The sequence below is a fragment of the Salinimicrobium xinjiangense DSM 19287 genome, from assembly GCF_000423585.1.
GTDB classification, from domain to species: Bacteria; Bacteroidota; Bacteroidia; order Flavobacteriales; family Flavobacteriaceae; genus Salinimicrobium; species Salinimicrobium xinjiangense.
Window position 1 is genome coordinate 66,170 of record NZ_AUIG01000020.1, and the last position, 12,129, is coordinate 78,298.

At 42.1% G+C, this 12,129-nt stretch carries 10 protein-coding genes; 5 read left to right on the forward strand and 5 right to left on the reverse strand.

Annotation, left to right across the window (positions count from 1 at the left end):
• Positions 1 to 18: 18 nt before the first annotated feature.
• The 4 genes from G564_RS0108190 to G564_RS0108205 form a co-directional block, all read right to left on the reverse strand.
• The gene (locus G564_RS0108190) at positions 19 to 1,746 is read right to left on the reverse strand and encodes a tetratricopeptide repeat protein (protein ID WP_029037238.1); all 1,728 of its coding nucleotides are present in this window, start codon (positions 1,744 to 1,746) and stop codon (positions 19 to 21) included.
• A 132-nt stretch (positions 1,747 to 1,878) separates the two neighbouring features.
• On the reverse strand, positions 1,879 to 2,370 hold the full coding sequence (locus tag G564_RS0108195) for a transposase (RefSeq protein WP_211224623.1): 492 nt from the start codon (positions 2,368 to 2,370) through the stop codon (positions 1,879 to 1,881).
• A gap of 140 nt (positions 2,371 to 2,510) precedes the next feature.
• A complete protein-coding gene (locus G564_RS0108200) occupies positions 2,511 to 4,958 on the reverse strand; it encodes a zinc-dependent metalloprotease (protein ID WP_029037240.1) in 2,448 nt (815 codons plus the stop codon).
• Between the two features lie 141 nt (positions 4,959 to 5,099).
• Positions 5,100 to 5,414 (reverse strand): response regulator transcription factor, encoded by a 315-nt coding sequence (locus G564_RS0108205; RefSeq protein ID WP_029037241.1) that lies wholly within the window; start codon positions 5,412 to 5,414, stop codon positions 5,100 to 5,102.
• A 130-nt stretch (positions 5,415 to 5,544) separates the two neighbouring features.
• Between G564_RS0108205 and G564_RS0108210 the strand changes: the two genes are divergently transcribed.
• The 4 genes from G564_RS0108210 (at position 5,545) to G564_RS0108225 (ending at position 10,009) form a co-directional block, all read left to right on the forward strand.
• Positions 5,545 to 6,621, forward strand: a complete 1,077-nt coding sequence (locus tag G564_RS0108210; RefSeq protein WP_245583674.1) for a sensor histidine kinase — start codon at positions 5,545 to 5,547, stop codon at positions 6,619 to 6,621.
• On the forward strand, positions 6,614 to 7,291 hold the full coding sequence (locus G564_RS0108215; RefSeq protein ID WP_029037243.1) for a response regulator: 678 nt from the start codon (positions 6,614 to 6,616) through the stop codon (positions 7,289 to 7,291). Before G564_RS0108210 ends, G564_RS0108215 begins: the two co-directional genes overlap by 8 nt.
• Positions 7,292 to 7,863: 572 nt before the next feature.
• On the forward strand, positions 7,864 to 9,312 hold the full coding sequence (locus G564_RS0108220) for a TrkH family potassium uptake protein (protein ID WP_245583675.1): 1,449 nt from the start codon (positions 7,864 to 7,866) through the stop codon (positions 9,310 to 9,312).
• 4 nt (positions 9,313 to 9,316) lie between these two features.
• A complete protein-coding gene (locus G564_RS0108225; RefSeq protein WP_029037245.1) occupies positions 9,317 to 10,009 on the forward strand; it encodes a potassium channel family protein in 693 nt (230 codons plus the stop codon).
• A gap of 264 nt (positions 10,010 to 10,273) precedes the next feature.
• On the opposite strand, the gene G564_RS0108230 is transcribed toward G564_RS0108225, so the two are convergent.
• Positions 10,274 to 10,810, reverse strand: coding sequence for a hypothetical protein (locus G564_RS0108230; RefSeq protein WP_029037246.1), 537 nt, complete (start codon positions 10,808 to 10,810; stop codon positions 10,274 to 10,276).
• A gap of 183 nt (positions 10,811 to 10,993) precedes the next feature.
• Between G564_RS0108230 and G564_RS0108235 the strand changes: the two genes are divergently transcribed.
• On the forward strand, positions 10,994 to 11,932 hold the full coding sequence (locus G564_RS0108235; RefSeq protein WP_037373708.1) for a pyridoxal-phosphate dependent enzyme: 939 nt from the start codon (positions 10,994 to 10,996) through the stop codon (positions 11,930 to 11,932).
• The last annotated feature ends 197 nt before the right edge of the window (positions 11,933 to 12,129 follow it).

A 12,129-nucleotide genomic window follows, 5' to 3' on the forward strand; every position in this document is an offset into this window, starting at 1 on the left:
AAATAACAGCTATAGCCTCTATTTTATCCTTGAGGTCGTGATCACAAGGTTTGCCGTAGCCCAGGATCTTGCCAGATCACCTTCCAGTTGATCCACCCTTTCCCGGTCACCCATATTTTTATATGCCAGCTTTAGACCGTGTTGGGCCCAGCCGTTTTTGGGCAGGATTTTAAGATCTTCCTCAAAAGTTTTAACTGCATCGGCATATTTACCTGCTTCTGTTTGTACGGCTCCAAGGTTATGGCGGACAGAAAAGAACCAATCCGGCGGCTCCTGGAAATTTAGTCCGTCTTCAAGGGCGACTGCCTCTTTCAGCACCCTGATACTCTGCTCATAATTCCCTTCGGAAGCAAGAATCTCTCCCTTGAGGACTTTTTTCGCAATGTCTACAATAGTTTCCATGGAATTTATTTCCCAGATCGTCATCTCCTTCAGGCGTTCATCCTTCGCCAGGATCTCGAGCTTTTGAAGTTCGGCTTTGGCATTGGGGATATCTTTTTTTCCGAGGTAAGCCATTCCGCGAGCGTAACGTGAGATAGCTTCAGGATACAATAGCGAATCTTCTACCTCTTTACCGAGAATCTTATCCCATTCCCCGAACTTTACCTCCACAAAATACGGGATCATATAGAAGTGCTGCAAAGTAGACCAACCCGGCTCCTTCATAATATCCGGATGAATCTTTTCGGCCAGCTTATCTGCTCCCATAAGGGCCCAATCTTTATTACCCTCAAGAGTTGCAGTTGCTGCCAAAAAATGGTAGTTGTGTGGATAATATACCAGCGGATACGCGCCCTGGGCATGACAGGTTGTTACATATGCGCTGTCAACTTTCACCGCTTTTATATTGGCAAGACTGCCTTTATGGTAATCTCCCGTTTGAATATAGGTGTGCGACGGCATATGAATAAGATGCCCCGCACCCGGCACCAGGCCGTCATCAAACTTTTTGGCACTCAGGATTGCCCTTTCCGGCTTGTTGGAGGCTTCAGTGGCATGAATGTAAAAGTGATGAGCGCCGGGATGATCGGGATATTCCTTCATCACCTTTTCCAGGAGTGTAATTACCGCCGGTGTCCATTCCCTGGGTTCTCCGTTCTTATCATACAGATTCCAGGGATACAGATCCATAACCGATTCTGCATAAAGAGCAGCAATTTCAGGATCCTCATCATACTTTTGATACAGTTCTTTCATGGCTGCGGAATAATTCAGGTCAAGATCCCGTCGATCTTCAACAGGTTCTGCTACATATCGCCTCACCAGGGCATTGATGAGATCCTTCTCTTTTTCCGTAACCTTCCCGGATAATTCTTTTGCTTTTTGCACCGCCGTAAAGGCTCTTTCATAATTATCCGGCTCCATTCCCGCGTTGTAATTAGGCCCCAACACATAAGCAAAACCCCAGTAGCACATGGCGCATTCAGGATCCAGTTTGGAAGCGTAATAGAAGGATCTCGCAGCCTCGGCATGATTGAAGCCGTAGGACAACACCAGCCCCTGATTAAAGTACTGCTGAACCTTCGGATTATCTGTGGTTATAGGATAATGCAGTACGTCAAGACCTTCAAGCAGGGGTGCAACGTTGTCTTCCTGATACCATTCAATATCCACAGTCTTTGGGGCACATCCGTAGTTTGCTCCGACCTTTTCCTGTGCTAATCCTTCCTCTTCCACCGGCTGTGAATTTTTACATGAAAACAAAACAAATGGCAACATCAACAAAATTAATTTCACATTTCTCATACCCTCTCATTTTAAACTACTAAAATTAATTTAATTAATTGATTATCAATTAATAAGCAACTATAGGTTTATCCCTACAGTCATAAGTTTCCGTTTAAGAAAATTTATATAAGAAAATAAATGAGTTCCCGGCTAGGAGCTACCTAGCTTTTCAGGGTTTTTCCGAATATACTCTGAGATCCTGTTGAAGGCTATATCATCTCTTATGATATGATCATAGTACCTGGATTGCCAGGAAAAGTTCGGATCGATCTTCCTCGCATGAATGGTACAGATCCTTTTAAATTGGTTGATCATTACACCAATTGTCCCCGGTTTCCTATTTTCCTCTTTTTTATCTACAACTGTGGAGACGCCCAAGTTGGGCGTCTCAACCGGTTTCCTAGAATTATTATTAATTACAATGATCCCATGAAAATGATCTGGCATTACCACAAATTCCCCTAATTCAACAAATGGAAAATGACCGGGAATTTCTGCCCAAAATTTTTGGACAAGATCCCCTATTTCTGATCTTTCCATTACTCCATTACCAACCTTCCCAAAAGATTTCTTCCGGTCTTTGGTGCAGATGGTTATAAAATAAGCCCCATCATTTCCGTAATCCCATTCAGGTTTCCTCATTGAGGTGGTTCGATATTTTCCTCGGAACTTTTCGGGCATGGGTACAGATCATTTTCATATTAAGATATAAAAAAATGCCCTGCAATAGCAGGGCATTTTTTATGATTAACAGCTGAGCCGCGCTATAGCGTGGCTACCCGTCATGCATTCACATCCAGGGCCTGATCTATCCTTGCAATAAGATCATTCCAATGGTAAACGCTCAACTGATCATTTGTTCTGTTTCTTCTTGATTTAAGATCTCTTCTTAGCTGCTCGAGATCTCCACGCATTAGCGCGATGATATCTGTCGAAGTAACTTTGTTGTTGCCTTCTTTCTTCAGGTTCTGAACATATTTCGCGGCGGCATCCACATAAGAACGCTGAATGTTTCTTCGGTATGCATCCACCTTCTGAGATTTGTAAAGCTCTTCAAAAATGCCTTTTCTAAGATCGTTCATCATCTCTACTGCAGTGTAGGCTTTGTTGCCATTCACCTGCTCATTAGTGATCATGCGCTGCAGGCGGTCATCATCCAGCAGATCATTAAGTGCACGGCTCTGCAGGCTTTGCACCCTTTCAATAGCACCTGTAGGCTCAATTCTTTGAAGCAGCTCCCGGTCCAGCAGCCAGGTTGGCGTAGAGAAAGCATGCTTATTCAAAAATGTCACTGCAGCCTTTTGTTTTTCTTCGGGCACATGGGTATAAACTGTTCCTTCCTGATCGGCAGTCTTTCGAGTTTCATACACGCCACCAACATTTGCTACCACATGAGAAACGTAACCTCTCCACATTCCGGTGAGTTCGCGATAGACTTCAGATAATTCCGAATAATCTGTATTATCTTTTGAAGTCCAGGCAATCAAATTCGGAACCACCTTTTTCAGGTTGGCCAGTCCATATTCACTGGCTTTAATTTGATCGTCACCAAGACTTTCTCTTTGCGACTGCGGATCAATTCCGCCATAACCACTTCCGAATTCATACCAGGGATCTCCTTCTTTTTCTTTGATCCACTGACTCAAAATGGGCTTTTCTTCTTCAGGACTATCGGCTTCAGGAATATACCTGTACCCCCAGTTGATCGCGTAAAGGTCATAAGGTCCCATCATCCTGATGTAGCGTACACCTTCGTCTCCCGGCTGAGCCACGTAATTGACCCGCGCGTAATCCATAATAGAAGGCGTCAGCCCGTATTGCCGCGTAAATTCCTTTGAACGAAGCGAATCTGTAGGATAAGCCGCACTGGCTTTCATATTGTGAGGCAAACCAAGGGCATGACCTACCTCGTGGGCGATCACCATGCGCATCATCTCCCCTATCTCTGCTTCGGGAGTATTAAGTGTACGGGCAGACTCAAGCTGCGCGCCTGCTTCGATCATGTAACGGTTTCTGTACGAGCGCAGGTGGTTGTGATACCAGATGATATCACTCTCGATGATCTCCCCGGTGCGTGGATCGGTCACCGAAGGTCCCATTGCATTCCGCGTAGTGCTGGCGACATAACGCACTACCGAATACCGAACATCTTCGGGGCTAAAATCGGGATCTTCCTCTTTAGTTGGAGGATCTTTGGCGATGACAGCATTTTTAAATCCGGCAGCCTCAAAAGCCACATTCCAGTCTTCAATTCCCTGCCTGAAGTAAGGTCTCCATTTTTCGGGCGTGGCAGGATCAATGTACCAGACTATAGGCTTTACCGGCTCTACCAGTTCTCCGCGTTTGTAGGCTTCAATGTCTTTTGGAACCAGTTTCCAGCGGTTGATGATCCTGTAGTCATCACTCTTGAGCTCATCGGAATCATAATTAAATTTTCTGGTGGTGAACCAACCTACGCGATGATCGGCCAGGCGCGACTGCATCTTCTCCTCCGGAAGAAGGATCATACTCTGGTTCATCATCATGGTAATGGTACCGGCCTGATCTCTTTCGGGCGGCTCTTCGGCTTCATAGGTCATCACATGCTTCACCTCGATATTTTCGGGAAAAGCATTGGCAGAAGTGATATAGGAGCGGGATTTATCCAGCTTCTTTACTTTATACCGCTTCCGTAGATCGGGCGAAACCCCATTAATAGCAGCTACTTCCTCCTTAAAAAGATCACTCACTTCAATTACTGCGGAAGTTTTATCCTCGTTATAAGCTGCAATTTTTGAACTGAATAGAATAGGAAAGAAATTATTCGCGGCGACCGATTGATAGATAGGTGAACCTTCCTCGCTTTCGTTCTCGAAGTTAATTACTCTCATATCAATGTGATTACCTCTTCTTGACCAACGCACTACCTGCTCATTGGCCTTTGAACCTGCATTGACATAACCGCCGCCATAACCCGCAGGCACTCCGGCGATCCTGCTTACTAGTAGCATGTCTTTTTCCAGCATATTGAGGGGAACTTCAAAATACAGCTTATCTCCCACAAAATGGGTCGTGAAAAGACCTTCATCACTCTTTGCTGAGGCAGGGATCACCTCGCGATAAGGCTTAATGTCATCCTGAGACTTCTTTTGAGCGGGGGCCTGACTTGTTTGTGCCGGTACTGCCTTATTGGTTTGGCAACTAACGCCAACCGCTAATAGCAGTCCGTACATCGGTAACTGTTTTATCATGGATAAAAGGGATTTTAGGGTGCGTAAGATAATAAAAGGCTTTTTAAATCCCGAAATGTTCTCATGGCTTTAGTGTTCGGATCAAAAAAACTCTCCTGAAACTTCAGGCATAGAACGCTCCTCTAGGACTAGTGCGAATTTCTAATCTGCGGAAAAGACATCTTCCTGAAACAGGACCTCCCGAAAAGAAACATCATCTGCTGCAAGAACCAATACCGTCGTAGGCAATGGGGCAATAAGTTGCTGCATATTTTTATAGTATTCCATAAAATTCTTACCTGGTGTAGCCAGCCCCAGTAAAACCAGATCGGCATCTTTTGAAGAACTTTGCAGCACCTCTTCAAATGATCGTCCAGCTGAAACTATCATTTCCAGGCCGGCTTCTATTCTTAATCTTTGAATAATCGCAGAAACATTCCACTTTGCATCTTTTGCTGAAATGGAACGTATAGTCAACGAGGTCTTTTTCGACTTTTGCTTAAATTGCACTACCTGTCGAAATTAAAGCTGATGCGCTGTAGGAGGATGGAGGAATTTCTTCATCTTTTTGTTTATTAGGTACTATTGCTATTAAAAAAGTCCTTACGTGAAATTAATTAAAAAGATCGAAAGCAATTTATGGCTGCAGTACTTTGTAGGAATTGGCAGTATTTTAATTATTTCCTTCATCTGCTTTCTTTTTAGTGATATAATAGGTTATCACGTTGTGGCCCTCGTTCTGCTTCTCGCTGTTTCCATCCTTGCTATGTTCCTCAACACTTTACCTATTGTTACTGTTGCAATACTGAGTGCTTTAATGTGGAATTTTATGTTCATTCAACCTAAGGCAACCTTCAATATTACTACTCCGCAGGATGCTCTACTTTTTTTGATGTACTTTGTGATCGCGGTGATTAATGCTGTCTTTACTTCCCGACTTAGAAAATTGGAAGCAGTGGCACGACAACGTAAAGAACGGGAAAATACACTCCACCTTTATAATACGCTGCTTAACTCCCTTTCGCACGAACTTAAAACTCCCATTTCCACGATCATAGGTGCTGTGGACACTTTAAAGATGAGCTCTGAAAATATTTTGGAAGTCAATAAAAAAGAATTGTACGACGAGTTAGAACTTGCAGGAAACCGTCTACACAGGCAGGTTAACAATCTGCTCAGCATGAGTCGTCTGGAATCTGATTTTCTTAAACTACAACTTGATTGGTACGACATACAAGAAATAATCCATACGGTTATTAAAAATAACAAGAGCTCCTCCCATCGGGTAATATTCTCTGCTTTAGAAGTCTTTCCTCTATTCAGAGTTGATGGAACCCTTCTTGAGCAGGCAATTAACAACATTCTTCACAATGCTCATGAATATACTCCGGAGGGTACCACAATAATCATAACTACAGGAATGACACAAGCCGGCTTTAGAATAGAAATAAAGGACACGGGTCCGGGTTTTCCTGAAGATAAAATAGATCAGGTTTTCGACAAATTTTACCGGCTGCCCAATTCGGTGACAGGAGGGACGGGGCTAGGCCTTTCAATATCAAAAGGTTTTGTTAAAGCCCATAATGGCACTATTAGTTTAAAAAATATACCTTCAGGTGGAGCGAAATTTTCTATTGAAATACCTGCAGAAAAGGCTACTTTAATTAATACAGAAGATGAATAAAGGAGAAATTCTCGTTATTGATGACGAACCGCAAATAAGGAAATTGCTCAAGATCGTCCTGGAGAGCAATGATTATAAGGTAGTTCAAGCTTCAAATGGAACCGAAGGAATTCATCTGGCAGCAAACTATACTCCGGAACTAATTATTCTCGATCTCCAACTTCCGGATATGAGCGGCCACAAGGTATTAGAGGAATTGCGCAACTGGTTCGAAAAATCAATAATCATCCTTTCGGTAATCGATTCTGAAGAAGACATTGTGAGAGCACTTGATAATGGTGCTACAGATTACCTTTCAAAACCTTTTAGAACCGGAGAACTTCTGGCGAGAATTCGCTCCTCGATACGCCTAAATCAAAGTGTGGAATTACAGCAAAAAATTCTTTCAGATGACATTGAGATCGATCTTACTTCCCGTACCGTGTATAGAGAGAGTGTAATTGTTAAGCTTACATCTACTGAATATAATCTTCTCGTTCTTCTAGCCCGGAATCAGGGAAGGGTTTTGACCCACCAGTACCTTCTTAAGAATATATGGGGTTTGAGCGCCCAATCAGAAACTCAATATTTAAGGGTCTTTATTGCACAGCTAAGGAAAAAATTGGAAAAAGATCCAAATCATCCTGCACATTTCATTACAGAAAGCGGAGTTGGCTACAGATTTTTATAATCTTTATAAAATCTTTATACCCTTAAATTTTTTTTTATACTCTGCTTATGTCTTCCCCGGTATCTTTGCGTATCTATTATTATGCCGAGAAAAAATAAAACAGACGGACAAAGAGGAGGTGATTTTTCCCATCTTAAAAGGCCTGCTATAATCATTGGTGTCTTAATTGTAGCATTGGTGATTTTACTTGATCATTGCTCCCGCACAGGCCAACTTTAATATTTAATCTGTTGAACATAGCCGATAAGAAAAAACGGGAAAGAATTAACAGGAGGCTACAAACCTTAAAGAATTTCTCATTTTGGCTGAGCCTCCTAACGGTATGTCTTATAGTGTTCGATCTGGGTTTCACTCACAGATCTGAAACAGAACTTTACCTAACCGATTTCTACCTGATTGCTTTGCTCACAGGAAGTATTACAATACTCGTGAGATATGTTGTATCCCGGAATAAATTTCCCCTGAAGGTTCGTTTTTTTGATGGTGCCATCTTTTTGTTAAATATTTTTCTCGTACTAATAAAACTAGATCTTCTTTTACAAACCTTCCCGTTTTTGAGCTTTTTGAATAATATGGGGTGGTTATATCTGGCTTTGTTAATTTACTTTATCCGTGAATTTTCTGCCCGCCGTTTGCATTATAACCGGGAGCTGCTCAATCCTGCACAACTGTTTATTGCAAGTTTTCTGGGGCTTATCGTGATGGGAACTCTCCTTTTGATGCTTCCCCGAGCCACTTATGAGGGAATTTCGGCCGTAGACGCTCTTTTTACGGCGACCAGTGCTGTATGTGTGACCGGGCTTATTGTAGTGGATACAGGAACATATTTTACCACGCTGGGCCAAACAGTTATTTTAATACTTATTCAATTGGGTGGTTTGGGAATAATGACCTTTGCCAGTTATTTCTCCTATTTCTTCCGCGGAAAAAGCTCCTATGAGCATCAAATTATGCTGAAGGATATGACAAATTCCGAAAAGATAGGAGAGGTATTTGATGTGCTAAAGAAGATCGTCCTTCTCACTTTTTCCATAGAGGCTGTAGGAGCAGTTTTTATTTTCCTGAGTTTAGAGGAAGGGACTGTGCAGGGTTTCATTGACCAGGTATTCTTTTCTGTTTTTCATAGTATATCAGGATTTTGTAATGCGGGTTTTTCTACTCTGGAAAACAGTCTTTACGAACCGGAATTTAAGTTCAATTACTCTCTTCAACTTATCATTCTTGCGTTATTTATACTGGGAGGGATTGGTTTTCCCATTCTCTTCAACCTGTACAAATATTTTGCGTATTACTTTAAGAACCAATATGCAAAGTTTCAACACCCTACCTATTCGGTTTATACTCCCTGGGTCATTAATTTAAATACCAGAATTGTTCTTGTGACAACCTCGATCCTGCTCCTGTCAGGAACAGTTCTATTCTATTTTTTTGAATATAATAACACTCTGGAGGAGCATTCCTGGTTTGGAAAAATAGTAGTTTCACTGTTTGGAGCAGCAACTCCAAGAACAGCCGGCTTCAACTCTATTGATACAAGTGCCTTAAATTTCTCAACCATTATGATCGTGTTCATACTTATGTGGATTGGGGCATCTCCGGGTTCTACGGGAGGTGGGATCAAAACCAGTACTTTTGCTTTGACAACTCTCAACTTTTTAAGCCTGGCACGTGGCAAGGATCGGGTAGAAATTTTTAGAAGGGAAATTTCAGATCTTTCCATAAGAAGGGCCTTTGCTTTTATGGCGCTGTCCCTAATGGTAATAGGCACTTCCATATTTTTGATCGCTTCTTTTGATGAGGAAAAGACCCTACTTAGTATAGCCTTTGAAAGTTTCTCTGCCTATAGCACAGTAGGTCTCAGCCTTGGAATAACAGCCGAGCTGAGTTCAGCTTCAAAAATAGTGATCATTGCCACTATGTTTATTGGTAGAGTAAGTATGCTAACCATATTAATTGCCCTTCTGAGAAGAGTGAAGTATCTAAACTATAAATATCCACAGGAAGAAATCCTAATGAATTAAGAGTATGAAATATATAATTATTGGTCTTGGAAATTTTGGAGCCTCTCTTTCGGAAAAGTTGACAAAGATGGGCAATGAGGTCATTGGTGTAGACATGAATATGAGCAAGGTCGAAGCTATAAAGGACAAAATCACACATGCTGTCAATCTTGATTCCACAGATATTACTGCCGTATCAAGTCTGCCCTTAAAGGATACTGATGTTGTTATTGTGGGAATAGGAGAAGACAAGGGGGCCAATATTATGTCCACGGCTCTAATGAAGCAGCTCAATGTGAAAAGGCTTATCAGTCGGGCGGTTTCACCCCTTCAGGAAATGGTATTGGAAGCAATGGGCGTGGATGAGATCATTCACCCCGAAGAGGAAACAGCAGAAAGATGGGCTAAGAAGCTAAACTTACACGGGGTAGTAGATTCTTTTGAGGTAAACCGGGATTACAGCATTATCGAAACTGAAGTTCCGGCCGAATTCGATGGCCGCACACTGGAAGATATAGGATTAAAGCGGAAGTATGATATCATTGTACTTACCACCATCAAGATCACAAGAGAAAAGAATGAAATTGGTACAGACCGGGATGTATCGACTGTACAGGGAGTAGCCTCTGCAAAAACTATACTTCATAAATTTGATATCATGGTCCTCTACGGACATAATAAAAACTTGAAAAGGCTTTTAAAAGACCAGGAAAGATAAGAACTAATACAGCAACTTTCAGTAGCTCATTTCTGACTTTTTTTTCTGCTGAGGAATAGAACTTTGGAACTCTGCATATCTTAATTTCCAACGGCACCCCCGTCTTCGATCCTAAATGAAGAACTGGATGCTGCACTTCTGGGTTTTTCGAGATTCCTAAAATAAATTGTTATCAGAATTTCCGGGGATTTACCCTTTAACAGAATTCATTTAAGGACCTTTAAAAAAGCCATTTTGGACACCTCTTTCTGTAGAATAAAAAAGTCAGAATAGCCTGTAGAAGATTTTCAATCCGGCGGAGGGCTGGAGGACGTCTGAACCTATGACATCAAGGTCGCCTGTAACTTCATCTGTTCTTGTTTTTTTCGCTTTATTTTGATCCATGAGCATGAGCATCAATCCCACTTCCAATGCCACTCCGAACTCAGAAGTAAGATTGAATTCCCTTCCCAACCTCGGGACGAGAAGGAGATTGGTTCGTTTTTCCCATTCACCTTCGCTGCTCAGAAAAGTCAGACCGGATTTTATGAACCAGGGTCTCAAAGAGGTATATCCCGAATTCCCGGCAAAATGATAATAGTAATCTGCGGAAATATTAAAATTTTGATTTTTATACGCCAGATTAGTTCCTATGCTTAGCCCGTATTGTTTTTGATCCACCCTCATTCTCAGTCCCAGATTGACCATTTCGGGAGTGCCATTTCCGCCGGTAAGATTGTAATCCTGCTGGGCAGTGGCTGTTCCTGCTGCAAGCATAAAGACCAGACTGGTGATCAGGTAGGTAAATAAACTGTTTTTCATATTCCGGGTTCTTGCCTGAAACAAAATATCTGTGATTTCAACAACTTTCTGGAGTAGCAGCAGAAACCTACAGCAATGTAAAATAAAAATTTGAAAATTGCCTTTTTTTGCTATTTCTCCGGCTCTCTTGCAAATGATCTGTAGGTTGTTTTATATTGTTATTCTTTAAATCCGAAGATTTTCATGATCACCAAACAAGAATTTTCTACTGTTCACGAACGTATTAAACCTTATATTCACCACACTCCTGTCATCACTTCCAGGCTTCTAAATGAATTATCTGGAGCTAATTTGTTCTTTAAATGCGAAAATTTTCAGCGCATGGGAGCTTTTAAAATGCGTGGAGCCACTAACGCGATATTAAATCTTACTAAAGAGCAACAGGAAAAAGGGGTGGTTACACATTCTTCGGGTAATTTTGCCCAGGCCCTCTCCTTATCGGCCAAAAGCATCGATGTGCCGGCTTATATTGTAATGCCATCAACTGCACCGCAGGTAAAGAAAGAGGCGGTAAAAGGTTACGGCGGAAAGATCACGGAATGTTCTCCCACTTTGGATGAAAGAGAGAAGGCGGCAGAAAAGATCATGAATGAAACAGGGTCAACATTCATACATCCCTCCAACGATATGGATGTAATCTACGGGCAGGGTACCGCAGCTATCGAGCTGCTGCAGGAACAGCCCGATCTCGAACTGATTGTCACTCCGGTTGGCGGCGGCGGACTCATTGCCGGGACTGCTCTTGCTGCACATCACTTCGGAAAGAACTGTAAAACTATAGGTGCCGAACCCTTCGAAGCCGATGATGCTTACCGTTCCCTGCAAAGCGGAAAGATTGAAGAAAATGAATCGGCCAATACCCTCGCCGACGGACTTAAAACTCAACTCGGTGACAAGAATTTTCCGATCATCCAGGAACTAGTCTCTGAAATTATCAGGGTGGAGGAAAAGGAAATCGTTGCTGCCCTAAAGCTCATATGGGAACGCATGAAGATCGTGGTGGAACCTTCCAGTGCCACGGCACTTGCTGCAGTGCTGAGAGAGAAAGAAAAATTTAAAGATAAAAAAGTGGGGATTATTATCTCCGGCGGAAATGTGGATCTGCAGAAATTACCTTTCTGAAGTACGATTTTAGAAGTACGAGGTTAGAAGTGCGAGATTGGAAGTACGATTTTAGAAGTACGAGCTTAGAAGTACGAAGTTAAAAATACGAAGTTAAAAATACGATTGATCTAATTGAGGTGGGTAGTTTTTTAATTCTTTGGAAATTTGGATAATATTCCAAGAAGGCATTTTTTCCAAATGCTTTCCAGGATTTT